The sequence below is a fragment of the Bradyrhizobium sp. DN3 genome (assembly GCF_041357655.1).
Taxonomy (GTDB): Bacteria; Pseudomonadota; Alphaproteobacteria; order Rhizobiales; family Xanthobacteraceae; genus Bradyrhizobium.
In genome coordinates this window covers 375,785-398,879 of sequence record NZ_JAULLN010000004.1, presented here as the reverse complement: position 1 = coordinate 398,879, position 23,095 = coordinate 375,785, and the positions used below count along the sequence as shown (strand labels likewise).

28 protein-coding genes and 1 riboswitch are annotated in these 23,095 nt (G+C 65.5%); of the genes, 12 read left to right on the top strand and 16 right to left on the bottom strand.

Annotated features, from left to right (window positions below; genetic code table 11):
• Nucleotides 1–81 precede the first annotated feature (81 nt).
• Nucleotides 82–486, top strand: coding sequence for a thioesterase family protein (locus tag AAE027_RS09215; RefSeq protein ID WP_370986305.1), 405 nt, complete (start codon nucleotides 82–84; stop codon nucleotides 484–486).
• 97 nt (nucleotides 487–583) lie between these two features.
• On the opposite strand, the gene proC is transcribed toward AAE027_RS09215, so the two are convergent.
• Both proC and AAE027_RS09205 read right to left on the bottom strand, forming a co-directional pair.
• The gene (gene proC, locus AAE027_RS09210; protein ID WP_370986304.1) at nucleotides 584–1,408 is read right to left on the bottom strand and encodes a pyrroline-5-carboxylate reductase; all 825 of its coding nucleotides are present in this window, start codon (nucleotides 1,406–1,408) and stop codon (nucleotides 584–586) included.
• A 214-nt stretch (nucleotides 1,409–1,622) separates the two neighbouring features.
• On the bottom strand, nucleotides 1,623–2,123 hold the full coding sequence (locus AAE027_RS09205; RefSeq protein WP_091886743.1) for a type III secretion system chaperone family protein: 501 nt from the start codon (nucleotides 2,121–2,123) through the stop codon (nucleotides 1,623–1,625).
• 433 nt (nucleotides 2,124–2,556) lie between these two features.
• Nucleotides 2,557–2,731: riboswitch (FMN riboswitch) on the top strand.
• A 77-nt stretch (nucleotides 2,732–2,808) separates the two neighbouring features.
• Here AAE027_RS09205 and AAE027_RS09200 point away from each other — a divergent pair.
• Nucleotides 2,809–3,381, top strand: a complete 573-nt coding sequence (locus AAE027_RS09200) for a 6,7-dimethyl-8-ribityllumazine synthase (RefSeq protein ID WP_370986303.1) — start codon at nucleotides 2,809–2,811, stop codon at nucleotides 3,379–3,381.
• A gap of 175 nt (nucleotides 3,382–3,556) precedes the next feature.
• On the opposite strand, the gene AAE027_RS09195 is transcribed toward AAE027_RS09200, so the two are convergent.
• The 5 genes from AAE027_RS09195 to lgt form a co-directional block, all read right to left on the bottom strand.
• Nucleotides 3,557–4,510: a ribose-phosphate pyrophosphokinase gene (locus tag AAE027_RS09195; protein ID WP_370986302.1), complete on the bottom strand. Its 954-nt coding sequence runs from the start codon at nucleotides 4,508–4,510 to the stop codon at nucleotides 3,557–3,559.
• A 196-nt stretch (nucleotides 4,511–4,706) separates the two neighbouring features.
• On the bottom strand, nucleotides 4,707–5,321 hold the full coding sequence (locus AAE027_RS09190) for a hypothetical protein (RefSeq protein WP_370986301.1): 615 nt from the start codon (nucleotides 5,319–5,321) through the stop codon (nucleotides 4,707–4,709).
• 191 nt (nucleotides 5,322–5,512) lie between these two features.
• The gene (gene pgeF, locus AAE027_RS09185; RefSeq protein ID WP_370986300.1) at nucleotides 5,513–6,280 is read right to left on the bottom strand and encodes a peptidoglycan editing factor PgeF; all 768 of its coding nucleotides are present in this window, start codon (nucleotides 6,278–6,280) and stop codon (nucleotides 5,513–5,515) included.
• The gene (locus AAE027_RS09180) at nucleotides 6,277–7,395 is read right to left on the bottom strand and encodes a class I SAM-dependent methyltransferase (protein WP_370986299.1); all 1,119 of its coding nucleotides are present in this window, start codon (nucleotides 7,393–7,395) and stop codon (nucleotides 6,277–6,279) included. The genes pgeF and AAE027_RS09180 overlap by 4 nt, the downstream gene beginning before the upstream one ends.
• 21 nt (nucleotides 7,396–7,416) lie before the next feature.
• Nucleotides 7,417–8,262: a prolipoprotein diacylglyceryl transferase gene (lgt, locus tag AAE027_RS09175; protein WP_370986298.1), complete on the bottom strand. Its 846-nt coding sequence runs from the start codon at nucleotides 8,260–8,262 to the stop codon at nucleotides 7,417–7,419.
• Nucleotides 8,263–8,460: 198 nt separating this feature from the next.
• On the opposite strand from lgt, the gene AAE027_RS09170 reads away from it, so the two are divergent.
• The 4 genes from AAE027_RS09170 to ychF all read left to right on the top strand — a co-directional run bounded on the left by AAE027_RS09170 (nucleotide 8,461) and on the right by ychF (nucleotide 11,430).
• Nucleotides 8,461–8,721: an accessory factor UbiK family protein gene (locus tag AAE027_RS09170; RefSeq protein ID WP_370986297.1), complete on the top strand. Its 261-nt coding sequence runs from the start codon at nucleotides 8,461–8,463 to the stop codon at nucleotides 8,719–8,721.
• A gap of 222 nt (nucleotides 8,722–8,943) precedes the next feature.
• The gene (locus AAE027_RS09165; protein WP_091886720.1) at nucleotides 8,944–9,663 is read left to right on the top strand and encodes a 50S ribosomal protein L25/general stress protein Ctc; all 720 of its coding nucleotides are present in this window, start codon (nucleotides 8,944–8,946) and stop codon (nucleotides 9,661–9,663) included.
• A gap of 58 nt (nucleotides 9,664–9,721) precedes the next feature.
• Nucleotides 9,722–10,327, top strand: coding sequence for an aminoacyl-tRNA hydrolase (gene pth / locus AAE027_RS09160; protein ID WP_370986296.1), 606 nt, complete (start codon nucleotides 9,722–9,724; stop codon nucleotides 10,325–10,327).
• 5 nt (nucleotides 10,328–10,332) lie between these two features.
• On the top strand, nucleotides 10,333–11,430 hold the full coding sequence (ychF, locus tag AAE027_RS09155) for a redox-regulated ATPase YchF (protein ID WP_091886713.1): 1,098 nt from the start codon (nucleotides 10,333–10,335) through the stop codon (nucleotides 11,428–11,430).
• A 144-nt stretch (nucleotides 11,431–11,574) separates the two neighbouring features.
• Here the strand turns inward: ychF and AAE027_RS09150 are convergent, their stop codons facing one another.
• Nucleotides 11,575–11,871: a DUF4282 domain-containing protein gene (locus tag AAE027_RS09150; RefSeq protein ID WP_091886710.1), complete on the bottom strand. Its 297-nt coding sequence runs from the start codon at nucleotides 11,869–11,871 to the stop codon at nucleotides 11,575–11,577.
• 182 nt (nucleotides 11,872–12,053) lie between these two features.
• On the opposite strand from AAE027_RS09150, the gene AAE027_RS09145 reads away from it, so the two are divergent.
• From AAE027_RS09145 to AAE027_RS09135, 3 genes are all read left to right on the top strand, one after another.
• Nucleotides 12,054–12,506, top strand: a complete 453-nt coding sequence (locus tag AAE027_RS09145) for a MaoC family dehydratase (protein WP_370986295.1) — start codon at nucleotides 12,054–12,056, stop codon at nucleotides 12,504–12,506.
• On the top strand, nucleotides 12,506–12,985 hold the full coding sequence (locus AAE027_RS09140; protein WP_370986294.1) for a MaoC family dehydratase: 480 nt from the start codon (nucleotides 12,506–12,508) through the stop codon (nucleotides 12,983–12,985). Before AAE027_RS09145 ends, AAE027_RS09140 begins: the two co-directional genes overlap by 1 nt.
• Nucleotides 12,986–13,183: 198 nt before the next feature.
• Nucleotides 13,184–13,330, top strand: coding sequence for a hypothetical protein (locus AAE027_RS09135; protein ID WP_164934669.1), 147 nt, complete (start codon nucleotides 13,184–13,186; stop codon nucleotides 13,328–13,330).
• A 38-nt stretch (nucleotides 13,331–13,368) separates the two neighbouring features.
• On the opposite strand, the gene AAE027_RS09130 is transcribed toward AAE027_RS09135, so the two are convergent.
• From AAE027_RS09130 to AAE027_RS09115, 4 genes are all read right to left on the bottom strand, one after another.
• Nucleotides 13,369–13,506 (bottom strand): hypothetical protein, encoded by a 138-nt coding sequence (locus AAE027_RS09130; RefSeq protein ID WP_164934668.1) that lies wholly within the window; start codon nucleotides 13,504–13,506, stop codon nucleotides 13,369–13,371.
• 370 nt (nucleotides 13,507–13,876) lie between these two features.
• Nucleotides 13,877–14,296: a hypothetical protein gene (locus tag AAE027_RS09125; protein WP_091886700.1), complete on the bottom strand. Its 420-nt coding sequence runs from the start codon at nucleotides 14,294–14,296 to the stop codon at nucleotides 13,877–13,879.
• Nucleotides 14,297–14,633: 337 nt separating this feature from the next.
• The gene (locus AAE027_RS09120; RefSeq protein WP_370986293.1) at nucleotides 14,634–15,545 is read right to left on the bottom strand and encodes a hypothetical protein; all 912 of its coding nucleotides are present in this window, start codon (nucleotides 15,543–15,545) and stop codon (nucleotides 14,634–14,636) included.
• Between the two features lie 260 nt (nucleotides 15,546–15,805).
• Entirely contained in the window at nucleotides 15,806–16,246 is a 441-nt protein-coding gene (locus AAE027_RS09115) for a nuclear transport factor 2 family protein (protein ID WP_370986292.1), read from the bottom strand.
• A gap of 337 nt (nucleotides 16,247–16,583) precedes the next feature.
• Here AAE027_RS09115 and AAE027_RS09110 point away from each other — a divergent pair, with 337 nt between their 5' ends.
• Nucleotides 16,584–16,970: a hypothetical protein gene (locus tag AAE027_RS09110; RefSeq protein WP_370986291.1), complete on the top strand. Its 387-nt coding sequence runs from the start codon at nucleotides 16,584–16,586 to the stop codon at nucleotides 16,968–16,970.
• Between the two features lie 87 nt (nucleotides 16,971–17,057).
• Here the strand turns inward: AAE027_RS09110 and uvrB are convergent, their stop codons facing one another.
• The 4 genes from uvrB to AAE027_RS09090 all read right to left on the bottom strand — a co-directional run bounded on the left by uvrB (nucleotide 17,058) and on the right by AAE027_RS09090 (nucleotide 21,639).
• On the bottom strand, nucleotides 17,058–20,021 hold the full coding sequence (uvrB, locus tag AAE027_RS09105; RefSeq protein ID WP_370986290.1) for an excinuclease ABC subunit UvrB: 2,964 nt from the start codon (nucleotides 20,019–20,021) through the stop codon (nucleotides 17,058–17,060).
• 93 nt (nucleotides 20,022–20,114) lie between these two features.
• Complete coding sequence (locus AAE027_RS09100; RefSeq protein WP_370986289.1) at nucleotides 20,115–20,342, bottom strand: TFIIB-type zinc ribbon-containing protein; 228 nt, start codon at nucleotides 20,340–20,342, stop codon at nucleotides 20,115–20,117.
• Nucleotides 20,343–20,393: 51 nt separating this feature from the next.
• The gene (locus AAE027_RS09095; RefSeq protein WP_370986288.1) at nucleotides 20,394–20,618 is read right to left on the bottom strand and encodes a hypothetical protein; all 225 of its coding nucleotides are present in this window, start codon (nucleotides 20,616–20,618) and stop codon (nucleotides 20,394–20,396) included.
• Between the two features lie 103 nt (nucleotides 20,619–20,721).
• Nucleotides 20,722–21,639: a LysR substrate-binding domain-containing protein gene (locus AAE027_RS09090; protein ID WP_370986514.1), complete on the bottom strand. Its 918-nt coding sequence runs from the start codon at nucleotides 21,637–21,639 to the stop codon at nucleotides 20,722–20,724.
• Nucleotides 21,640–21,933: 294 nt separating this feature from the next.
• Here AAE027_RS09090 and AAE027_RS09085 point away from each other — a divergent pair, with 294 nt between their 5' ends.
• A complete protein-coding gene (locus AAE027_RS09085) occupies nucleotides 21,934–22,713 on the top strand; it encodes a TSUP family transporter (RefSeq protein WP_370986287.1) in 780 nt (259 codons plus the stop codon).
• Nucleotides 22,710–22,940: a hypothetical protein gene (locus tag AAE027_RS09080; protein ID WP_370986286.1), complete on the top strand. Its 231-nt coding sequence runs from the start codon at nucleotides 22,710–22,712 to the stop codon at nucleotides 22,938–22,940. The genes AAE027_RS09085 and AAE027_RS09080 overlap by 4 nt, the downstream gene beginning before the upstream one ends.
• Nucleotides 22,941–23,095 lie beyond the last annotated feature (155 nt).

Genomic DNA, 23,095 nt, shown 5'->3' with positions numbered 1-23,095 from the left:
CGCAGCAACAAGCACACCGGCCGGCCGGGCCTCGTGCGCAATGGCGCACTAGGCCGGGACGACAGCGGAGTTTGAGGCAGGATGGACGCACGCGACTTCATCACAATCGGCATGAGCGCCGAGCGCTCGCTGGTGGTCCCAGTGGAGCGCACGGTCGGGCATTTTGTGCCCGGCATGCCCATGGTCTATGCGACGCCGATGATGATCCTCGAGATGGAGATGACATCGGGCGATGCGATCCGCTCCGCGCTCCAGCCGGGCTGGGTCACCGTCGGCACCGAGGTCGACATCCGCCATCTCGCCGCCGCTCTCGTCGGTGCCACGGTGCGAACCACCGCGAAGGTGATTGCGGTCGAGCGCCGCGTCATCCGTTTCGAGGTCGAGGCGTTCGAGGGCGCCCGCAAGCTCGGCGAGGGCCGCCACGCGCGCGGGCTCGTCAATGTCGAGATGTTCAACAAGCGGCTAGCCGCGGGCACGACGTCGTAGGGTGGGCAAAGGCGCGTAGCGCCGTGCCCACCATCTTTCCGGGACCGCGATGAAGTTGGTGGGCACGCTGTCGCTTTGCCCACCCTACGACACCTGCTTACTTCGCCAATTCCTTCGACCGCTGCGTCGCCGCCGCGATCGCGCGGATCATGAGGTCCCGCAGGCCGGGCTCGCCCATCAGCACGCCGAGGGCCGCAGCGGTGGTGCCGCCGGGCGAGGTGACGTTCTGGCGCAGCGTGCTGGACGCAAGCTCGGACTGGTGCAGCAACTCGCCGGAGCCGGCGACGGTTTCGCGCGCGAGCCTGGTCGCCAGCGCCTCGGGCAATCCGGCCTCGACGCCGGCGCGGGCGAGCTCCTCGGCGAGCAGGAACACATAGGCCGGGCCCGAGCCGGAGACGGCGGTCACCGCGTCCATCAGGCCTTCATCCTCGACCCATTCCACCGAGCCGGTCGCGCGCAGCAGCGCATCGGCCACCGCGCGCTGGGACGAGCTGACGTCTGGTGCGGCGACGGCGACGGTGATGCCGCGGCCGATCGCGGCCGGCGTGTTCGGCATCGCGCGCACCACGGCGCCGCCGCAGACGTCCTGAAGCGAGGCGATCGTGGTGCCCGCCATGATCGAGACCACCGACGTCTTGTCCGCAACGAATGGTTTCAGCTTGACGCCGGCCTCGCGGAACATCTGCGGCTTCACCGCGACGACCAGCGTCTCGATCGTGCCGACGGTCGTCACGTCGGGATTGAGCGCAACGCCCTTGGCCGCAAGCGCGGCGATCTCGGGCGAGACATGCGGATCGATCACGGCGACGCGGCGCGGATCGAGCCCGCCCGCCAGCCACCCGGTCAGCATCGCGCCGCCCATCTTGCCGGCGCCGGCGAGGAGGATGGTGCCGGTGATGTTTTGAAGGGTGTTGTTCGCCATCGCTGCTGCCAAATCCGTCGTCCTGGCGAAAGCCAGGACCCATTACCCCAAGTGGTTCTAGTGGATGGAGGGCAGGGCAACAAGCATCGCGAGCTGCGGAAAGACCTCGCGGTATGGGTCCTGGATCGGCGCGACGACAGCGCTTCGCGCCGGCGTCGCTGGTCCAGGACGACGAAGGAGGGAGCGGCGCCTCCCTCACTTCTCGAGAGGCGCCCTACGCCTCGCCCACCGTGTCGAACATCGCCGCGTCCATGGCTTGCGCGGTGGTCTTGCCGGCCCACACCACGAACTGGAACGCCGGGAAGTAACGCTCGCAGGCGTGGATGGCGCCGGCGAGCATGGCTTCGCACTGCGCGGTCGAGGCGGTGAGGCCGCCCGGCAGCACCAGTGCCTGGCGGTGCATGATCATGCCGGTGTTGGTCCAGAGGTCGAAATGGCCGACCCACAATTGCTCGTTGACCGCCGCGACGAGCCGCTGCACCTCGCCGCGCCGTGCGGGCGGAATCTTCATGTCGAAGGCGCAGGCCAGATGCAGCGCCTCGATCTCGCCCATCCAGGTGAAGGAGAGCTGGTAGTCGGTCCATTGTCCCTTCGAGACAATCGTGAGTTCGTCTTCGCCGGAGCGTTCGAACGGCCAGTTGTTGCTGGCAGCGATATCCTCGACCACCGCGAGCGGATGGTTCTTGGAATCGATAGTGCCTTCGAGCAGGGACATGCCGTCTCGACCTCTTGCCTTCTTGTTGTCTTTGATACGCACGCGGTTGGCCCGGCGCGCGCTCCCTAAACGTCGCTACGGCGATCTCTGGGGTCGCTCTCGCGATCCCCTCGGATCAACGCGGGCCTGTCGCGGATCAAGTGATGTGATTTGCGGAATCTGCGCAACGGGGTCCCGAGTCCGTCCACAAGCCAGGACTCCTTCGTCCACAGCTCATCTCCGCCACAATTCTTAACGGGGCGAGGCAAAACCGGACGAAGCAGAACAAACCGGAATCGGATTCGGGGGGGCCGGGATCAATCGCTAATTCCGTCCGGCGAGGGCCGCTCCCACCGCGACGGCATGGGACCATGCGATTTGCCCATGCGGAACGCGCTTGCCGCGACGGCTCGCCGGCGGCATATTTCACCTCAGGCCGTTCATCCCGAACGGCCGATGTTCTCAGGGCGGGGTGAAAGTCCCCACCGGCGGTAAGGGCCGAAAGGCCCAAGCCCGCGAGCGCCTTCCCCCAGGTTCTGTCCTGAAAAGGATTTCACTGAAGGGAAGGGTCAGCAGATTCGGTGCAACTCCGAAGCCGACGGTCAAAGTCCGGATGAAAGAGAACGGTCGGTGGCAGACGCATCGCAAGATGCGGCTGTTTGTCGTTCCGTGTGCCCTGATTCTGGTCCTTAAACCGAGGAAAGCCATGAATCAGATGTTGCAAGATCCCCAAGTCCAAAGCGCCAAAGTCGAAACTGAAGTCGCCCGACCGCCGGTTCCGCAGGATCCGGCGCCCGAACACCCACGCTTCGCAAAGCCGCAGCGCGTGGCCTTCGTGCAGGCCTGCTGGCACCGCGACGTGGTCGCGGAGGCCCGCATCGCCTTCCTAAAGGAGGCAGAAGCGCGGCACCTTACCCATGTCGACGTGTTCGAGGTGCCGGGCTCGTTCGAGATCCCGCTGCACGCACAGGTCCTCGCCAAGACGCGGCGCTACACCGCGATCGTCGCGGCCGGCCTCGTCGTCGATGGCGGCATCTACCGCCATGAGTTCGTCGCCGACACAGTGATCAAGGCGCTGATGGACGTGCAACTGCGCACCGAGGTGCCGGTGTTCTCGGCGGTGCTGACGCCGCAGCAATTCCACGAGACCGAGGTGCACTACGACTTCTTCCGCAAGCATTTTGCGATCAAGGGCGTGGAGGTCGCGGCCGCCTGTGCGGAGACATTGCTCGGCCTCGAGCGCCTGCGCGGCCAGGTCGCGGCGGGGATCGTGGGGTAGTAAGGGGCGGAAGGACCGCGCACTCCCTCGCCCCGCTTGCGGGGAGAGGGTGGGGTGAGGGGAGTCTCAGCGGGGACGGTGAGAGTTGGACTCGCGGAGAGTCCCCCTCACCCGGATCGCATCTGCGATGCAATCCGGCCTCTCCCCGCACGCGGGGAGAGGCGAAGAAGAAAAATCAGTCGAACAGGCTCGACACCGACTCTTCGGCCGCCGTGCGCGCGATCGCATCCGAGATCAGGCTGGCGATCGGCAGCATGCGGATGTTCGGCGCCTTGGTCACCGCATCGGTCGGCAGGATCGAGTCGGTGATCACCAGCTCCTTCAGCTTCGAGCCGGAGATGCGGGCGGCGGCGCCGCCGGAGAGCACGCCGTGGGTGATGTAGGCGTAGACGTCCTTGGCACCCTTGGCGATCAGCGCGTCGGCTGCGTTCACCAGCGTGCCGCCGGAATCGACGATGTCGTCGACGAGGATACAGGTGTGGCCGGCGACGTCACCGATCACGTTCATGACCTCGGACTCGCCCGGACGCTCGCGGCGCTTGTCGACGATGGCGAGTGGAGTGTTGATGCGTTTGGCAAGGCCGCGCGCACGGGCCACGCCGCCGACGTCGGGCGAGATCACCATCACCTTGGAGAGGTCGAACTTCTCCTTGATGTCGCGCACCATCAGCGGGGCCGCGTAGAGATTGTCGGTCGGGATGTCGAAGAAGCCCTGGATCTGGCCGGCATGCAGGTCGAGCGTCATGACGCGGTCGACGCCGGCCTGCATGATCAGATTGGCGACGAGCTTGGCCGAGATCGGCGTGCGCGAACCCGATTTGCGGTCCTGCCGGGCATAGCCGAAATAGGGCAGCACCGCGGTGATCCGGCGCGCCGAGGAGCGGCGCAGCGCGTCGGTGATGATCAGCAATTCCATCAGATGGTCGTTCGCCGGGAAGGACGTCGACTGGATGATGAACGCATCCGAGCCGCGGACGTTCTCCTGAATCTCGACGAAGATCTCCATGTCGGCAAAGCGCCGGACCACCGCCTTGGTCAGCGGCAGGTCGAGGCCTTGCGCAATGGCCTGAGCGAGAGCCGGATTGGAGTTGCCGGCGACGAGCTTGATGGAGCCGTTTTTGGCCGACATGGACGCTTCCTCCCGCGCTTTGCTGGATACGACGTTCAACATCCTACGAATACCCACTGGAAGCACGGTTTACGACGGGCGAGGAAATATCAGGCCGGGGGCTCAAATGGCAACCCGGGATGCTACGTTTTCCCTTCGAAAATCCCGAGTCGGGCCAACGGTTTGGCCGTAACTTGGGCCCGTGGTTTAGCGGGGGTTATTGCTCGGCATAGCCGAGCGCCGTGGCCGGCATCTCCGCCGCCGGCGCCTCCCGGATCTCGCCTGCCACCGCCGGTCCCCGCAGGCCCGGAGCATCCGGCGTTCCGTTGATCATGTTGGAAAGTCCGCTGAATCCGGCCTGGGCGATCTTGCGCAGCACGAGGTCGTCGGCAGCCGCCCAAGGATCACGGGCAGCATCGCGGCCACCCTTCGCCGAGGTCGGTTCCTCGCCGGAGAGGCGCAGCGCCCGCTGCTGGTTGGCGTCGTAGACATCCCAAACCCAGGCGATCACGGTCTTGCCGCGCACGACCTGGGCGGAGAGGTAGCTGCGCACGCGATAGGCGGCCGTGCCCTCGCGGGAGACCACGGACAGGCTGCGCAGCTTGGATTCGCTGTCGAGCACGCCGACCATGCGGTCGAACACCTGCGGCGGTGGCCCATCGATCGATTCGAAGGCGACCGTTGCCCCGCTGCCACCGCTCGGCGCCATCGCATAGGAATTGCTCGGCGCATTGCCGCCGGCGCAGCCGGCGAGCATGGTCGCAGCCGCCAGCAGCATGACCGCCAGCACGCGCGAGCCCGCGCGGCGCGGAAAAGATGACGCTTCCCTCATTATGGAGGGCAGCGATATCGTTAAAATCGATTAAGGTCTAGGGCGGGCGCGCCACAAACACACTGTCATTCCGGGGCGCGCCACCTGGCGCGAGCCCGGAATCCATTTCGCCGCGTGATCTGCCGCACGATGGATTCCGGGTTCTCGCTTCGCGAGCCCCGGAATGACGATCGTTAATGTTGCCGGTGTGTTCACGCTTCGAGCGCGATCGCGTGAATGTGGCGGCCGTAGTCCGGCTCCTTGCGATGCACCGAGCGGCGGTAGCTGAAGAAGCGCTCGTCGGAGTAGGTGTCGAGGCCGAGATCGTCGATCATCAGGATGCCGGCGGATTCGAGCCGCTTGCGGATGAAGCCGGCGAGATCGAACATCGCGTGGCCCTCGCGCACCGACGGGATGAAGAACATGGCGTTCTCCGCGTCGGCTTCGATGAAGCGTGCCACGAACTCGTTGCCGACTTCGTAACTTTCCTGCCGGATCAAGGGGCCGATCGCGGCGATGATGCCGCCGCGGGTAGCGCCGAGTTTCTCCATCGCCGAGATCGTTGCTTCCAGCACGCCTGATAGCGCGCCCTTCCAGCCGGCATGGGCGCCGCCGATCACGCGTGCGTTGGGATCGACGAACAGCACCGGCCCGCAATCGGCGGTGGAGACGCCCAGCGCAATCCCCGGTGTCTTGGTGACGAGCGCATCGCCCTTCGGCCGTGGCCCGCTCGGCCACGCGCGATCTGCGACGAGCACGTCGGGCGAATGGATCTGGTACAGGCTGAGGAAACGTTCCGGCGCGACGCCGACATGTTCGGCCATGCGGCGGCGGTTCTCCGCGACGAGGGTCTGATCGTCGTTCGAGCCGAGCCCGCCGTTCAGCGCCGAATAGATGCCGCTGGAGACGCCGCCTTCGCGGGTGAAGAAGGCGTGGCGCAGGCCGGGCACGGCCGACAGCAGCGACGAAGCAAGCGTCATGAGGCCTCTCCAGCCTGTTCGAGATCGCTGAGGCCGGCAAGGCCAGATAGCCGCGGCTCGGAGATGCCGAGCACCTTGAACATCGAGCCCATGCCGCTGCGCCCGGTATCGGTCAGGCGCTTGAGCGCCACCGAAATGTCGGTGGCGACTTCGGGCGTCGCCTTCTGCATCAGCGCCGCCGCGCGGGTGTCGATGCCGACGCGCTTGAGGAAGTCACCTTGCGTCACCGGCCCGTGCACGCGCGCGCCGACGTCCTCGGCCGCACGCGCCAGCGCCTGGAAGTCGACATGGGCGGTGACGTCGGCCTGGCCCGGCGCCTTCAAGGGATCGGTGAAGCTGTGACGCGCGATCGCCTGGAAGGTGTCGCCGGCGTCGCTGCGCAAATGGCCGTAGTCGACGATCAGCGCCGCGCCGTCCTGGTCGCGCACGCGCGTCGCAAGCTTCATGATCTCGCCATCGGGCCGCCATTCGAACACGGCGCCGATGGGCGCGGCACGCACCAAGGGCGGCAGCAGCACGTCGAAGCGCGGCGTCGGCTCGGGCGCCGCGCCGAATTGAAGCTTGCCGTTGGGATCGATCTCGATCACGCGCTCGTGCCAGCCGTTCTCGTGCCGGACCATCTGATGGATCGGCAGCACGTCGAAATATTCATTGGCGAGGATGATGCTCGGGCCTTCCGGCACCTCGTCGATGCTGTCGTGCCAGGCGATGTTGCGCACGGCGGACAGCGTCGCGCTCTGCCGGTCGCGCAGCACCGGATTGACCTCGACCATGTGGATATAGAGCGCCTGATAGAGCGGCGGCAGCACGCGCAATGCGCGCAGCGCGTCCGCCATCATGGTGCCGCGGCCGGGGCCGAGCTCGATCAACCGCAGAAATTGCGGTGAGCCCATCTGCTTCCACACCGAGGCGGCCCACAGCCCCAAGAGCTCGCCGAACATCTGGCTGACCTCGGGCGCGGTGGTGAAGTCGCCCTCACGCCCGAGCGGATCGCGCGAGACGTAATAGCCGTAGCGCGGGTGCATCAGGCACAGTTCCATGTAGCGCCAGACCGGCATCGGGCCTGAGGATTTGATCAGCGCCTTGATCTCGTTGAGTAGCGGCGAGTCGGTCACGATCCATGTTCTCGAAATGATTTAACGAATGGCCTCGAGAGGCTTCGGCGCGCCGCGCCGGATCGCCCATACAATAAGTATGGCGCCGACGATAAGCATCGGGATCGACAACAGCATGCCCATGGTTAATCCGCCCCAGAGGAAGCCGAGCTGTGCGTCCGGTTCGCGGAAGTGTTCGCCGGCGATCCGGGTCAGGCCATAGATCAGGATGAAGGCGCCGAGGATCATGCCGGGCCGCTTCAGGGCACCGAAGCGGATCATGATCGCGAGCACCGTGAACAGCAGGATGCCCTCCATGCCGGCCTCATAGAGCTGGCTCGGATGGCGCGGCAGCTGTGTGGGATCGTTCGGGAAGATCATCGCCCAAGGCAGGCTCGCATCGGTGGCGCGGCCCCACAATTCGCCATTGATGAAATTGGCGATGCGTCCGAGCAGCAGCCCGACCGGGGCGACCGCGGTGGTGATGTCGCCGAGCGACAGGATCGAGATGCCGCCTCGATAGGCAAACCACATCACCGCGACGACGCAGCCGAGGAAGCCGCCATGGAAGGACATGCCGCCCTCCCACAATTTGAAGATCGCGGCGGGATGGTCGATGAAGAAAGGCAGATTGTAGAACAGGACGTAGCCGGTGCGGCCGCCGAGGATGATGCCGAGCGTGACCCAGAGGATGAAGTCGTCGATCTGGAGCAGTGAGATCGGTGCGGGACCGCCCCACAGACGCTGGTTCTTCAGGAGCGAGCGCGCATAGAGCCAGCCGAACACGATGCCGCAGATATAGGCCAGCGCGTACCAGCGGATCGCGAACGGACCGATCTCGATCGCGATCGGCTTGAAGGCTGGGAAGTCGATGAGCAAAAAGGGCATCGCGCCTTCTATGTCTGGACGAGATTGCGGCGATCGAGCGCCAGCAGACGCCCTGTGATTCTTCTTATGCAGGGACGTTGAGTACGATTGCAAGGAAACCGGAGCATGACAAGGATACCCCCGCTCGGCCCTTGAACCGTTCCCTTCGGATTGCCATTGTGTTTCGCAGAGTTCGCGCAAAGTTTATCGGAGGCCGCCATGACCCAGACCAGCAACCGGTTTTTCGACGAGATCGGCCGCCTGATGAATGACGCCGCCGGTGCCGCCCAAGGCGTCAAGCGCGAGTTCGACACGGTGATGCGCACCCAGGCCGAAAAATTCCTGCGCGACATGGATCTGGTCAAGCGCGAGGAGTTCGAGGCGGTCAAGGACATGGCCCGCCTCGCCCGCGAGGAGAACGAGGCGCTGAAGGCAAGGATCGCCGCGTTGGAGGCCAAGCTCGGCGGCGCGCCGACGTAAGGGCAGCGCGCCGACGTAAGGGCATCCTTTCTTATTCTTATCCTCCCCTGGAGGGGGAGGGTGGGAACTCGGGCCGGCAGCCCATTCTCCTTGTCATTTCCGCATCTTCCGGGTAAAAGCCCGCCACGTCCGCGGCCCCCGCACCCCTGGAGGCTTGCTGCGGACTATGCCATGGGCCGCGCTGCGGCCCATTAACTTTTGCAAAAACAAGGACTTAACGACATGGCGACGACCGTCAAGGAATTGAAGGCGACCGCACGTCCGAAGAGCGGCAAGGGGGCCGCCCGGGCTGAGCGTCGCGCCGGCAGAGTGCCCGGAGTGATTTACGGCAACAACCAGCCCCCGGTGACGATCTCGATTGAAGATCGCGACTTGCGCCAGCGCATCCTCGCCGGCCGGTTCCTGACCACGCTGGTCGACATCGACCTCGAGGGCAAGAAGCACCGCGTGATTCCGCGCGACTATCACCTCGATCCGGTCAGGGACTTCCCGATCCATGTCGACTTCATGCGGCTCGGCGAAGGCGCCACCATCCGCATCAGCGTGCCCTTGCACGTGGTGAAGGCGGAAGGCTCGCCCGGCGTGAAGCGCGGCGGCACCGTCAACATCGTCGCCCACGCGATCGACCTCGAATGCGGTGTCGAGAGCATTCCGCAATACATCGAGGCCGATGTCGGCTCGCTCGAAATCGGTCACTCCCTGCATCTGTCGGACATCAAGCTGCCGGCCGGTGTGAAGGCGATGACCCGCGAGGACGCGACCCTCGTCACCATCGTCCCGCCGTCGGGCTACGCCGAAGAGCAGAAGGCGGCGGCTGCGGCTGCGGCGGGTGGTGCGGCTCCGGCCGCGGGTGCTGCTGCTCCGGCGGCTGCTCCGGCTGCGGGCGCTGCTGCTCCGGCTGCGGCTGCCAAGGCTCCGGCCGGCGGCGACAAGAAGAAGTAATCTCTCAAAGCTGGCGCGCGATCCTTGATCGCGCGCCGAGCGAGGGGCGCGCCGCGTCATGCGACTCTTTGTTGGGCTCGGCAATCCCGGCGCGAAATACGCACGTAACCGGCACAATATCGGCTTCATGGCCGTCGACGAGATCGCGCGGCGTCATGGCTTTGCGCCATGGCGCCGCCGCTTTCAGGGCGAGACCTCGGAAGGTGCGCTCGGCACCGAGCGCGTCATCCTGCTCAAGCCCATGACCTACATGAACGAGTCCGGCCGCGCCGTGCAGGAGGCGGCAGGCTTCTTCAAGATCGCTCCTGGCGACGTCACCGTGTTCCATGACGAGCTTGAGCTGCCGCCGGGCAAGGTGCGGGTGAAGATCGGCGGCGGCATCGCCGGGCACAACGGCCTGCGTTCGATCTCGGCCCACATCGGCAACGACTATCGCCGGGTGCGGCTCGGCATCGGTCATCCCGGCATCAAGGACCTGGTGCATGGCCACGTGCTGTCGGACTTCGCCAAGGCCGACAGCGAATGGGTGGCGACGCTGTGCGACGCGGTTGCCGAGCACGCGGCACTGATCGCCAAGGGCACGGACGCGACCTTCGCCAACAGGGTGCATCTCGCCATGCAGGCGAAGGGATTTTTGACCAAGGACGAGAACGGCAAGGAATAACGCTCGTGGGATTCAAATGCGGGATTGTCGGGTTGCCCAATGTCGGCAAATCGACCTTGTTCAATGCGCTGACCGAGACGGCCGCGGCGCAGGCCGCGAACTATCCGTTCTGCACCATCGAGCCGAATGTCGGCGAAGTCGCCGTGCCCGATCCGCGGCAGGAGAAGCTCGCGGCCATCGCCAAGTCGGGGCAGATCATCCCGACGCGATTGACCTTCGTCGACATCGCCGGCCTCGTGCGCGGCGCCTCCAAGGGCGAAGGCCTCGGCAACCAGTTCCTGGCCAACATCCGCGAGGTCGACGCGATCGCACATGTCGTGCGCTGCTTTGAGGATTCCGACGTTACCCATGTCGAGGGCAAGATCGCGCCGCTCGCCGACATCGAGACCATCGAGACCGAGTTGATGCTCGCCGACCTCGACAGCCTCGAGAAGCGTGTCGACAACCTCTCCAAGAAAGCCAAAGGTAACGACAAGGACGCCAAGGAGCAGCTCGACCTCGTCAACCGCACGCTGGTGCTGCTGCGCGAAGGCAAGCCCGCCCGCCTCGTCGAGCGCAAGGCCGAGGAGGAGCGCGCTTTCTCCATGCTGGGGCTGCTCTCATCAAAGCCCGTGCTCTACGTCTGCAACGTCGAGGAAGGCTCGGCCGCAACAGGCAATTCGTTCTCCAAGGCCGTGCAGGAGCAGGCCGCCAAGGAAGGCGCCGTCGCCGTCGTCATCTCCGCCAAGATCGAGTCGGAGATCGCGACCATCTCGCGTGAAGAACGCGCTGACTTCCTGGAGACGCTGGGTCTCGAGGAAGCCGGTCTCGACCGCCTGATCCGCGCCGGCTACACGCTGCTCGACCTCATCACCTATTTCACGGTGGGACCGAAGGAAGCACGTGCCTGGACCATCCATCGCGGCACCAAGGCGCCGGCGGCGGCCGGTGTGATCCACACCGACTTCGAGAAAGGTTTCATTCGCGCCGAGACCATCGCGTATGAGGACTACGTCGCCCTCGGCGGCGAAGCCGGCGCCCGCGACGCCGGCAAGCTGCGGCTCGAAGGCAAGGAATACGTCGTCGCCGACGGCGACGTGATGCATTTCAGGTTTAATACGTAAGATCTCGATAGATTCGTAGGGTGGGTTAGCCCTCGGCTGCGCGAAGCGCAGTCGAAGGCGTAACCCACCATGCTTCCGCGTTTGCCGAACGAAGTTGGTGGGTTACGCTTTCGGCTAACCCACCCTACGGCACCTGCGCCGTCCTCACCGCGTCCCGCTGCCCTGGTCCCTGATCGCGCCGAGATGCTCGTTGATGCGGAAGACGATCAGGATCAGCTCGGCGAGGATGCGCGAGAACACCACGCCGACGACGACGCTCGCGATCGACGACAGCAGCACAAGGAAGCCGCCGAACGGACTGATCGCCATCGCAGCCAAGCCGGAGAAGATGCCGGAGAGGCCGAACAGGCAGATCAGCGCGATCACCAGCCAGTAGAAGGTCTTGATGATCGTCGGTGTGATGAAGCGGTCCCATTGAAACAGGTCGCTGAATGAAAACATCGCTCTCCCCAGGGCAAAGCGGCCTTGCCAAATTGGGCCTTGCTCAATGATCCCGACCCCCGGTTGATCCGACTCAAGACCAACCCCGCTGCGCCGAATGTAGCACGAGCCATGCGGGCCCGCGGGTTGAGATTGCCGCAAAGTGCGGCCACAATCTGTCATTTCCACGAACCAATCCCAAGATGACCCTGACCTTCGAAGATTTCCCGCCCGGGCGGTTCGGAACGTTCGGCCCGCGCCATGTCACCCGCGACGAGATTTTGGCCTTTGCCGCCGAGTTCGATCCGCAGCCGATGCACCTCGATGAAGAGGCGGCGGCGAGAAGCATGCTGCGCGGCCTGTCCGGTTCGGGCTGGCACCTCTGTTCGCTGATGATGCGGATGATGGCCGACGGTTTTATCACGCGCGCCGCTTCGCTCGGCTCGCCCGGCGTCGACGAGGTGCGCTGGTTGTCTCCGCTCCGGCCCGGCGACGACCTCATGCTCGACGTCGACGTCGTGGAGGCGCGCACCTCGAAGAGCCGCCCGGAGCTCGGCATCGTCAAGTTCAAATGCACCGCGCGCAACGCGGTGGGGCAGGCCCTCGCCGAGATGACCTCGCCGATCCTGATCAAGCGGCGCGAGGGAGCGCTCTGATGCGGTTCTTCGAGGACATCGAGATCGGCCAGCGCCGCGAGATCGGCACCTATACGTTCACGGCGGAGTCGATCAAGACTTTCGCCGCGAAGTTCGACCCGCAGCGCTTCCACCTCGACGAGGAGGAAGGCAAGAATTCGCTGTTCGGCGGGCTCGCCGCCTCCGGTTGGCATGTCGGCTCGGCTTGCATGAGCCTGCTTGTCGCCGACGGCCAGCGCCTGGCGCGTGAGGCCGCCTCGCGCGGCGAGGAAGTCGCGGTCTGGGGCCCGTCGCCGGGCTTTCGCGATCTGCGCTGGATCAGGCCGGTGCTCGCCGGCGACACCGTCAGTTACGTCAGCGTCGTCATCGACAAGCGCAGCTCCGCCTCGCGTCCCGGCTGGGGCATTTTGACGGCCCGCACCACCGGCACCAACCAGCGCGGCGAGGAGGTCTACTCGATCACCGCCACCGCCTTCGTGCCGATGCGGAAGGTTGGTTAGACCTGTTCCAGGATGAACGGTCCAATTGAGTGCGCGAGTGTTGCCCGCGCGCTATGGACGCGATTCCGGGCGGCTGCCATAAGCCTGCGCAACATGGTTACCGCGAAGCAGTTTGGCGGAACCACCGAGTTGCTAACTAATTATGAACCTGTCGCTGTCTATTTGAAACGAATTGGGCAGAGACAGGGGACGAGGACCATGGCAGATCGCGGCGCACTCAAATTTGTCGGATTCATCTTCGCGACCGCGACGCTGGCCGTGATGCTGGTCGCCGGCATGGTGGTGAAGGGCTATGCCGATGGCGGCTACACCCTGGAAGCCTCGACCGTGGAAGCCGCCCGGTAAGAGTTCGTAGAATTGTCGGGGCCGCGTCCGGCCCCGTGTCAGCGGCTGTAGACGAACGCCAGCACCGCGATCGCAACCGCCAGCAATCCGACAAAGCGCAGCATGATCGTGCCGAGCTGATTGGGCGCGGGCCGCAGCGATATAGGGTCCGTGTTGTCGGGCCGAATGCTTTCCATGACATGTCCCCCGGCCCGGCCGAAAAAGGCTGCGGGCGCTTGGCATTCGTCGCCGGGGAGGGGCGGAGGGTTCAAAGCGGGTATGCGTGGAGCGCGTAGACTGCGTGGCCGCATGCCGCCGCTGCCCTGCCATCCGTTCGCGCCACATCCACCGCTGTCATGCCCCGGCTGGACCTGGCAGGACCGGGGCATCCAGTACGCCGCGGCCTCCCGGTTCAATCACTGCTGTCTCTGGAATACTGGATCGCCCGATCAAGTCGGACGATGACACCTTCATTGGGGAACGTGTGAGCACCCGTCACGCATCCCAGAATCAAAACCGCCGCGCTCCCTTCCGGGAACGCGGCGGCGCGTGAAGCTGTGCTTGCGATCAGCTGTTGCGCAGGCCGTCGGCGGCGCGCTTCCACTGCGCAACGTTGTCGGCGATCATGCGGGTCGATTTCATCGCGGCCTGGCTGAGCTGGGCGTAGCCGGAGATCTCGCGCTGGACGCGCTGGCCTTCGGCATGGAGCAGGTCGCGCAGGCTCTCGAGCTCGGAGATCAAATTCTCGATCTCGGCCAGCGAGGTTCCGGCCACGCGCTGGATCAGCGAGTTGACGTTGTTGACGGTGGCTTCCGCGCTCGCGTCGAGCGGCGGCGCGTCGGTCGTGGCCGCCGGCCGGCGCAGATAGGCGATGTCGTTGCGGACGAAATCGCGGATGCCGGCCTCGACCTCGGTCACGGCGGCGAGGTTGTTGTCGACGGTCTCGGTCTCGGTGGTTTCGGTCTTTTCCGGACGGATGGCGTTCATCGTTATTCCCCTTTTCGCGTTTGAGCGCGGCGCGAGTGTCCCCCGCACGACGACGTCTGTTTTGGCGACTAGGACGCCCGATTTTGACCGCAAATGGGCCGAGATGCGGCAAGGGCGGACCATTCGGGGGTTTTGCCGTGGCGTATGGTTAGGAGAGTGTGAATGGCTGCGGTTCGAGCAGTCGTCGACTCCCTCGCCCCGCTCTTGCGGGGAGAGGGAGGGGTGAGGGGCGTGGCCGCAAACACGGTGAAAGTTGGACTCGCGGAGGCTCCCCCTCACCCGGAATTTGCTATCACAAATTCCGGCCTCTCCCCGCAGGCGGGGAGAGGCGAAAGAGCTACCAGCTCTTCTTGAACCCGGCCGTCAGGCTCTTGTTGATCGTGCCTTGCGAGGTCTCGCCGACCGAGCCGGAGACGGTGACGTTGTCGAACAGCTTCTGCTCGGCGCCGAACTTGCGCAGCCATTTGTCGTCGGTGGTCGACAGCGTCTGGCCGGCGGTGATGCTGGTTCCGGTGTCGGTGAGGGTGACCTTGGCGGTCTGGTCGGTCTCGTAATTGCGGGTGATGTGGCCGCCGATGCCGGGGACGGCCGTCGTGCCCTGCTGGTTGACGCTGTAGCCGTTCTGGAGCGTCAGCGACGTGTCGCCCGACAGCGGGACCGACTTGGTCAGCGAGGCCCCGATCTTGCTCTGTTCAGTGCCGGGATCGACCCGGGCCTCCACCGCGGTTTTGTCCCAGATCGAGCCCGCGCCCGGCGCGGTCGCGGCGGCCCAGGCGCTGCCGGAGGATTGCGGCAGGTTGCCGCCATTGGTGGCTTTCTGCGCCAGCAGCTCGGACATCGTCCGCGGCTCGCTCGTCACCGTCATGTCGGCGCCGATCCGCGTATCCCAGAACGAGAACACGGATTGCTTCACCGTCACCGCCGAGGAACCGTTCGCTTTGGGGTTCGACGACCAGTCCAGGCCATCCTTGGCCGCGGCCTGGGCGCGCTTCTTGGCGGCCATGGGGTCGATGCCGGTGCCGGCATCGACCGCGAGCTGGCTCCAGTCGAGCTTGTCGACGTCGATGCCTTTGAGCACATCGGGGTCGTTGACGTCGGGGGCCTCCGTCGCCGCAGTCTCGGTCTCGTCGTCAGGCGCGGCCGCTGTGGGCGGAATGATCTGCGCCGAGACCGTCAGCACCGAGCCCAAGATGAAGGTGGCCGCCAGCAACGGCAGCCTGGTCCAGCCCAACCCTGTCGAGAATTCCATCGTCCTGCCCGCGAACCCCAGCGCATGCTTTTCGATAATATATATCGGCATTCGGCCACGCGCCATTCCGCGCGAAACATGCTGATTCATCGTCGCGAAATTGTGACGGCTCGCCGCGAAATGACGAACCAACGGGCCGCGCGGCAGGCGCGCGCCCGATGACGAGCTTCTGACACGGCCGCATCCGGCGGGGCTGGAGGCCAGGGCGTCATGTGAGTGTCGTCATGAGTCCCGAACAGCGGGACCCGTTGGCATCCCCCTCAGCCGGCGCGGCTCATCTTCGGCAGATGAATGGCGCGGCCGAGTGCCTGCTCGACCAGGTCGAAGGTGTCGACCAGCACGCGCATGCTGACGAGCTTGCCCGCCCTGAACTGGGCGAACTGCGCGACGCGCAAGCTGATCGGCTTGTTGGAATCGAGCGCTGTCAGCGAATAGCGCAGCATGGAGGCGGCGGAATCGACGCCGAGCATGATGCTCTCGCGATCAAAGCGGCGCACGTGGAAATTGTCGGCGAGCTGACGGATGACGTCGAGCACGGCGTCCTTGCCCTGCCGTGCGCCGAGGAATGGAAACATGTCGATCGGACCGTACAGCGCCCACTCGATATCCTCGTCGATCAGGGCCTCGAGGTCGCTGAAATGCCGGTCGTTGATCGCGCGGTGCAACGCGCGCGAGAAACGCCAGAGGCTGTGCTCTGTCATTTTGGGCAGTCCTGAAGCTGGCTTGCAAAAAAACGGAAAACAACCCCATGCACAGTAAGGGTGCCGGGGGCTCAACTCGTTCGTGTACGAATAACTACGGGATTTCGGTCAAAACGCAATTCACGTTTTCGCAAAGCACCATTGAACGCGGTTTGTGAGATTTACAATAGAGTCCCGTATTTTCCCGGTTCTGAGCGCGGGCCTTATGGAACCGAAGGCCCGCGTCCACCCCGCTAGCGGGGCGAGGTGAAGGGCCCGCCGCACCGCGTGACCCATCTCACATCACCCCTGTCCCGACCCCGCTAACGTCATCGGCATGTCACCAGGGAGACATGCCATGGCCGCCATCGCCACCGCGAGAAAGTCCCGCCTGCATAACGCGCTCGAAGGCCTCGCGCTGACTGCGACCCTCCAGAGCTTTCCGACCTTCGCCACCGCAGCCTTCCTGCTGAAGCTCGTCGGCAACCACGACCTCGTCGGCGACCCCGGCGTGGCCATCTTCGTCGCCATCGCCGCGCTCGCCCACGCGCTGCTCGCGGTGACCCTGGGCCCGAGCTTCCCGGCCTTCTTCAAGACCGTCTATGAACCAAAATTCTTCGAGGCCCATCTGTCACTGTCCGACAAGATCACCGCCTGGCGCACCCAGCCCGTCGCCTCGCTCCAGCTCGTGACCATCATGCTGCTGCTGTCGGTGATGGCCGTGGTGACGGCGAGCGTGGGGTGAGGGGGGCAAATCTCTCCTCGTCATTCCGGGGCGCCGCAAAGCGGCGAGCCCGGAATCCATAGCCACCACTGGCTCGGATGCGCCGCCCTACCTCTTCTTCCACCCACCCCGTCGCCCCGGCGCCCCGCCCGTCGACTTCGGCGCCGGCCCGAACTCCGGCCCGGACTGCCTTGAATCCGTCGGCTGGATGATCCGGCTGGTGCTGCCGAACGGCTTTGACGGCAGCGTCGGGCTCGCGCGGTAGGGCAGCGATTCCGGGCCGTGCATCTCGTCGAGATGCGGCTTGTGCACGCGGGAGCCCTTGCCGCCGCCGGCCTTGAGCGCTGTTGCGGCGCTCTTGTTCTTCATCGCGCTGACCGGCAAATTCGCGGCGTCGCCGTATTTCTTCGTGCCGGCGTAGGCGCCGGCCTTGCCCTGCACGGCCCGCTGCTTCGCGGTGGGGTCGTCGACCACCGCGAGCTCGGTGGCGCGCAGGCGCTTGACTTCGTCGCGCAGGCGGGCGGCTTCCTCGAAGTTCAGATCGGCGGCGGCCTCGCGCATGCGCGTTTCCAAATCGGCGAGCACCGCCTCGAAATTGTGGCCGATCGAGATGACGTCGTCGGTCATGTCGTGGCCGCCGACCTCGACCAGCACGTGGTCGCGCTCGTAGACGGAGTTGAGGATGTCGCCGATCTGCTTCTTCACGCTCTCCGGCGTGATGCCGTTGGCGGTGTTGTACTCGACCTGCTTCTCGCGGCGGCGGTTGGTCTCGGCGATGGCGCGCTCCATCGAGCCGGTCATCTGGTCGGCATAGAGGATCACCTTGCCGTCGACGTTGCGCGCGGCGCGGCCGATGGTCTGGATCAGCGAGGTCTCGCTGCGCAGAAAGCCTTCCTTGTCGGCGTCGAGAATGGCGACCAGCGCGCATTCGGGAATGTCGAGGCCTTCGCGCAAGAGGTTGATGCCGACCAGCGCGTCGAAGGCGCCGAGGCGGAGAGCCCTGATGATCTCGATGCGCTCGATGGTGTCGATGTCCGAGTGCATGTAGCGGACGCGGATGCCCTGCTCGTGCAGATATTCGGTGAGGTCCTCCGCCATGCGCTTGGTCAGCACGGTGATCAGCGAGCGATAGCCGGCCTGCGCGGTGGCGCGCACTTCGCCGACGAGATCGTCGACCTGGGTGCGGGCGGGGCGGATATCCACGGGAGGATCGATCAGCCCCGTCGGACGGATCACCTGCTCGACGAACACGCCCCCGCTCTCGTTCAGCTCCCAGCCGCTCGGCGTCGCCGACACCGCGATGGTCTGCGGCCGCATCATGTCCCACTCCTCAAAGCGCAAGGGGCGGTTGTCCATGCAGGAGGGCAGGCGGAAACCGTACTCGGCGAGCGTCGCCTTGCGGCGGAAGTCGCCGCGGAACATGGCACCGATCTGCGGGATGGTGACGTGGCTCTCGTCGGCGAAGATCAGCGCGTTGTCGGGGACGTATTCGAACAGCGTCGGCGGCGGCTCGCCGGGGCGGCGTCCGGTGAGATAGCGCGAATAGTTCTCGATGCCGGCGCAGCTTCCGGTCGCCTCCATCATCTCGAGGTCGAAGGTGGTGCGCTGCTCCAGCCGCTGCGCCTCCAGAAGACGCCCCTGGTCGTGGAGCTGGTCCAGCCGCTGCTTCAATTCGAACTTGATCGACTTGATCGCCTGAACCAGCGTCGGCCGCGGCGTCACATAGTGCGAGTTAGCGTACATCTTGATGAATTCGAGCTCGTCCTGCTTGTGGCCGGTGAGCGGATCGAACTCCTCGATGTTCTCGATGGTGTCGCCGAACAGGTTCACGCGCCAGGCGCGGTCCTCATAGTGCGCGGGGAAGATGTCGATGACGTCGCCGCGGACGCGAAACGTGCCGCGGGTGAAATCCGCCTGGGTGCGCTTGTACTGGAGCGCGACGAGGTCGGCGATGAGCTGGCGCTGGTCGATGCGCTCGCCCTTCTTCAGCGCGAACGTCATCGCGGTGTAGGTCTCGACCGAGCCGATACCGTAGATGCAGGACACCGAGGCGACGATGATGACGTCGTCGCGTTCGAGCAGCGCGCGCGTCGCCGAGTGGCGCATGCGGTCGATCTGCTCGTTGATCGACGAATCTTTCTCGATATAGGTGTCGGTGCGCGGGACGTAGGCTTCCGGCTGGTAGTAGTCGTAATAGGAGACGAAATACTCGACCGCGTTGTCCGGGAAGAAATTCTTGAACTCGCCATAGAGCTGGGCCGCGAGCGTCTTGTTCGGCGCGAGGATCAGGGCGGGGCGCTGCGTCGCCTCGATCACCTTGGCCATCGTGTAAGTCTTGCCCGAGCCGGTGACGCCGAGCAGCACCTGCGAACGGTCGTTGCGATCGACGCCCTCGACGAGCTCGGCGATCGCGGTCGGCTGGTCGCCCTTGGGCTCATATTCAGACTTGATCTCGAAGCGCACGCCGCCTTCGGACTTTTCCGGGCGCGGCGGCCGGTGCGGCGTCCAGACCCGCATCGAGCCATCGTCCTTGCGGAATTCCGGGCGGCCCTCGCGGATCAGCGCCTCCAGCGCATCCGCGGTGGCCTTGACGCCCAGCGCCTCCATCTTGGAGCGCGGCGGCCGCGCCAGCGCCTCGGCGTCGTCCTCTTCAGTGGGAAGACCGAGCTGACGGGCCAGTTCCGGATCGAGTTTCGGGATCGTGGCCGAGGTTCCGTAATTGGCCTGCGGTGCTTCGTCGAAGCCTTCGGTCGAGGCCCGCGGCGGCATCGGCTTTGCAATAGTCTTTGCAATGTTCTTGGCCGTATCCTGCGGAAACTCCTTCGGCGTTGATGCGCGCGCGCGATGTGCGGCGGCTTCGCCCCCGGACCGGCGATCGCGCGAATTGTCCGGCGGCGGCTGCAGGCCGGTGCCCGATCCCAGGCCCGCATCGCCGCGATTGATCGCGGGATTGAGCAGCTCGGCCAGCGCCGGCCCGATCGGCTGCACATCGGGGCGATGCGCCTTCGAGTTCGGGGCCTTGGTCTTCGGGGATTTGCCGGATTTTTCGGAGGATGCGGGTTTCTTCGCCATGGGGCGAATATGGGACGAGTCCGCGCCGCGATAAAGGGCGAATGCCCATCGTCATGCAGCCTGCTGACAGCAGGTTGGCAGCAGCCTCGAGGCTCACGCCGCCGGCAGCGGCCCCTCGTCGTCCTCGCCCGCCTGATGCGGCCTCAGGATGTCGAGATGGATGCCGCCGCAATCGGGGCAGCGCATGGTCCAGTACTCGCATCCGGCGCGACCGCCGATCACACGCAGCACCATGAGATCGCCGTCGCATTCCGGGCAGTTGGACAGCACGGCGCGGGCATAGATCCGCGGCCGTAGTCCGTCGGCTTCGATGATTGACATGACCGGTTCCCCGCCGCCCTGTCGCAGGTCCGTTGCAGACCCGCTCGTCTATTATTCGCCGTCGCTGTCGGCCCGCCGGCGGAAGCGATCGATGTGGTGCTTGGCATCGGCAATCGCGGCGTCGCGATCAGGCCAGGCGAAGCCGACTTCCATGGCCGGAAACAGCACGCCGTCGATGGCAACCGGGCTGAAATCGGCGCGCCGGATGCGGGCGTGCCACAGTCCCTTGCCAGCTTCGAAGGATTCGATGTCAAAGCCGTCGTAAAGGGTCGTCATTCTTGTAGGTCCCACTTTTCTTTTCGGAGGGTCAGGGGACCACATTTGCGAATTTCAGGATGTGAAGCCGTTCACAAGCCGCGGGGCTTTTTTGCCGAGCGCATCAGTTCCGCGCCGCGGCACGGCCGATCCGCCGCACCGGACGCGCCGCCGGTTCCGACGCCGTGCGCATGATCCAGCGGCGGAACGCGGCGAAGTCGCGATGCTCGGTCTGGAAACTGCGATAGAGCAGGTACCAGCGCATGCCCTTGGGCACTGAGAGATCGAACGGCGCCACCAGGCGCCCGGCGGCGAGATCGTCGTCGATATAGGGCCGGATCCCCATGGCGATGCCGAGCCCGTCGGCGGCGGCCTGGAGCGCCTGGCCGTAGAACTGGAACTCAGGCCCGCGCGCGTTGATGCGCACCAGGTTCGCGGCCTTGAGCCAGAGCGGCCAGTCCTCCGGCGAATGCGCGACGCGGATCAGGCTCGGTCCCCTCAGATCGGCCGGCCGCTTCAAGCCGCTCGCAAGGCGCGGTACGCAGACCGGCGTGAGGTCGCCGGCGAACAGCGGCTCGGCGACCAGGCCGGGCCAGTCGCCGGTGCCGAGCTTGATGCCGCAGCTCCAGTCCTCGCCAAATGGCACCGAGGCGCCGCCGGTGGTGAAGCGCACCTCGATGTCGGGCTCCTCGCTGCGAAACTCCGACAGGCGTGGGATCAGCCAGCGCATCGCAAAGGTGTGGCCGACGCCGATGGTGAGCACGCGTACGCTGGAGGGCGCCGTCACCTGCGCGGTGAGGCTCGCCAGCGCATCGAAGATCGGCGTCAGACCGCTCTGATAGGCACGGCCGGCCTGCGTCAGCACGAGCTTGTTGGCCTTGCGCTCGAACAGCGCGAGGCCGAGCCGCTGTTCCAGCAGATGCACCATGCGGCTGACGGCGGCCGCCGAGACGTTGAGCTCGACGCCGGCCGCGGCAAAGCTGCCGGTCCGCGCCGCCGCCTCGAATGCCTTGATGCCGTTGAGAAACAGCAGCCGCCGCAAATGCCCGACCCTCAGGAAAGCTGATGCCAGGCCAAGATAACTCAGTTTGCGCGAGGGGAGCAAGCGAGGCACGTTCTCTTAGCCTCTCCCCGCGTGCGGGGAGAGGCCGGAATTTGCGGAGCAAATTCCGGGTGAGGGGGACTCTCCGCGCGTCCAACTGTCACCTCCCTTGCGGAGACTCCCCCTCACCCCACGCTCTCAGGGCGAGCGTTGCTCGTCCCGCCCCCGCAAGGGCGGGACGAGGGAGTGAAAGAGTTTACGTCCCTTACCTGCCCACCACAGGAGACCCCCTTCGTGACGTCCATCATGATCGCTGCCCTCGGATTGCTGATGGTCGCCACCGCGTTCCTATCCGGGCTGTTCGGCATGGCGGGCGGGCTGATCCTGATCGGCGTGCTGCTGGCCTTGATGCCGCTGCCGACCGCGATGGTGCTGCATGCGATCACGCAGATGGCCTCGAACGGCTGGCGCGCATTGCTCTGGCGGGCGCATATCCGCTGGCGGCCGGTCGCGAACTACATGGTCGGCGCTGCCATCGCACTCGCGGCCTGGTCGCTCACCCGCTATGTGCCGGACAAGCCGATGGCGCTGCTCTTGCTCGGCATCACCCCGTTCATGGCGCGCCTGCTGCCCGCGAACATCAAGCCGGACCCTGATAGGCTCTGGCAGGGCACGGTCTACGGCACGATTTGCATGGGATTGATGCTGATGACCGGCGTCTCCGGCCCGCTGCTCGACACCTTCTTCCTCGGCGGCGATTTCGGCCGGCGCGAGAAGGTGGCGACCAAGGCAATGTGCCAGCTCGTCAGCCATTTCACCAAGCTGGTCTATTTCGGCGGCATCATCGACCAGGCCGCGAGCCTCGATCCCGTGCTCGCCGGCGTCGCGATTGCGGCCTCCATGCTCGGCACCACGCTGGCGCGGCGCATCCTGGAAGCGATGACCGACCAGCAATTCGTGGCCTGGTCGAATAAGCTGATCACCACCATCGCCTGCTACTACATGGCCTATGGCGGCTGGCTCCTGGTTCGCACACCGGTGCTGGCGGCCTTCGACAAGGGAGGTTTGCAATGAGCGAGGCCACCGATCCGCTGGTGCTGGATTTCGTCGAATGGGTCGCACGCGAGCCTCGCGCCTATGCCGAGGTGATCGCGACCTGGAAGACCTCGTGCCCGCGCCTCACCATCTGGGAAGACGCCGCTGACCGTGGCTACGTCGCGCGCGAGACGGTGCCCGGAATCGGGCTGATCATCGCGGTGACGGAAGGCGGCGAGCGGCTTTTGCGCGCGAACGGGCGGTGATGCCTTCACTTTCCCCACGCCCTCGCTGTCATCCTCCGCAAAGGCGGATGATCCAGTAAACACCAGCAGCAGTGTGTCTCACGACCGCCGCGGCGTACTGGATGCCCCGGTCAAGCCGGGGCATGACAGTCGTCGTCGGCGCGCCCCGCTCTCCA

Excerpts from the sequence above, each read along its gene's own strand:
- AAE027_RS09195 (WP_370986302.1), bottom strand. The coding sequence starts at position 4,510 with ATGTCGGCCAAAAACGGCTCCATCAAGCTCGTCGCCGGCAACTCCAAT.
- AAE027_RS09110 (WP_370986291.1), top strand. The coding sequence starts at position 16,584 with ATGGCCGCCATCGCCACCGCGAGAAAGTCCCGCCTGCATAACGCGCTC.
- pgeF (WP_370986300.1), bottom strand. The coding sequence starts at position 6,280 with ATGACGCTTGCTTCGTCGCTGCTGTCGGCCGTGCCCGGCCTGCGCCAC.
- uvrB (WP_370986290.1), bottom strand. The coding sequence starts at position 20,021 with ATGGCGAAGAAACCCGCATCCTCCGAAAAATCCGGCAAATCCCCGAAG.
- AAE027_RS09150 (WP_091886710.1), bottom strand. The coding sequence starts at position 11,871 with ATGTTTTCATTCAGCGACCTGTTTCAATGGGACCGCTTCATCACACCG.
- AAE027_RS09215 (WP_370986305.1), top strand. The coding sequence starts at position 82 with ATGGACGCACGCGACTTCATCACAATCGGCATGAGCGCCGAGCGCTCG.
- AAE027_RS09170 (WP_370986297.1), top strand. The coding sequence starts at position 8,461 with ATGACCCAGACCAGCAACCGGTTTTTCGACGAGATCGGCCGCCTGATG.
- AAE027_RS09135 (WP_164934669.1), top strand. The coding sequence starts at position 13,184 with ATGGCAGATCGCGGCGCACTCAAATTTGTCGGATTCATCTTCGCGACC.
- AAE027_RS09130 (WP_164934668.1), bottom strand. The coding sequence starts at position 13,506 with ATGGAAAGCATTCGGCCCGACAACACGGACCCTATATCGCTGCGGCCC.
- AAE027_RS09205 (WP_091886743.1), bottom strand. The coding sequence starts at position 2,123 with ATGTCCCTGCTCGAAGGCACTATCGATTCCAAGAACCATCCGCTCGCG.
- lgt (WP_370986298.1), bottom strand. The coding sequence starts at position 8,262 with ATGCCCTTTTTGCTCATCGACTTCCCAGCCTTCAAGCCGATCGCGATC.
- AAE027_RS09125 (WP_091886700.1), bottom strand. The coding sequence starts at position 14,296 with ATGAACGCCATCCGTCCGGAAAAGACCGAAACCACCGAGACCGAGACC.
- AAE027_RS09080 (WP_370986286.1), top strand. The coding sequence starts at position 22,710 with ATGAGCGAGGCCACCGATCCGCTGGTGCTGGATTTCGTCGAATGGGTC.
- AAE027_RS09165 (WP_091886720.1), top strand. The coding sequence starts at position 8,944 with ATGGCGACGACCGTCAAGGAATTGAAGGCGACCGCACGTCCGAAGAGC.
- proC (WP_370986304.1), bottom strand. The coding sequence starts at position 1,408 with ATGGCGAACAACACCCTTCAAAACATCACCGGCACCATCCTCCTCGCC.
- AAE027_RS09200 (WP_370986303.1), top strand. The coding sequence starts at position 2,809 with ATGAATCAGATGTTGCAAGATCCCCAAGTCCAAAGCGCCAAAGTCGAA.
- AAE027_RS09120 (WP_370986293.1), bottom strand. The coding sequence starts at position 15,545 with ATGGAATTCTCGACAGGGTTGGGCTGGACCAGGCTGCCGTTGCTGGCG.
- AAE027_RS09095 (WP_370986288.1), bottom strand. The coding sequence starts at position 20,618 with ATGACGACCCTTTACGACGGCTTTGACATCGAATCCTTCGAAGCTGGC.
- AAE027_RS09140 (WP_370986294.1), top strand. The coding sequence starts at position 12,506 with ATGCGGTTCTTCGAGGACATCGAGATCGGCCAGCGCCGCGAGATCGGC.
- AAE027_RS09115 (WP_370986292.1), bottom strand. The coding sequence starts at position 16,246 with ATGACAGAGCACAGCCTCTGGCGTTTCTCGCGCGCGTTGCACCGCGCG.
- pth (WP_370986296.1), top strand. The coding sequence starts at position 9,722 with ATGCGACTCTTTGTTGGGCTCGGCAATCCCGGCGCGAAATACGCACGT.
- AAE027_RS09145 (WP_370986295.1), top strand. The coding sequence starts at position 12,054 with ATGACCCTGACCTTCGAAGATTTCCCGCCCGGGCGGTTCGGAACGTTC.
- AAE027_RS09100 (WP_370986289.1), bottom strand. The coding sequence starts at position 20,342 with ATGTCAATCATCGAAGCCGACGGACTACGGCCGCGGATCTATGCCCGC.
- AAE027_RS09190 (WP_370986301.1), bottom strand. The coding sequence starts at position 5,321 with ATGAGGGAAGCGTCATCTTTTCCGCGCCGCGCGGGCTCGCGCGTGCTG.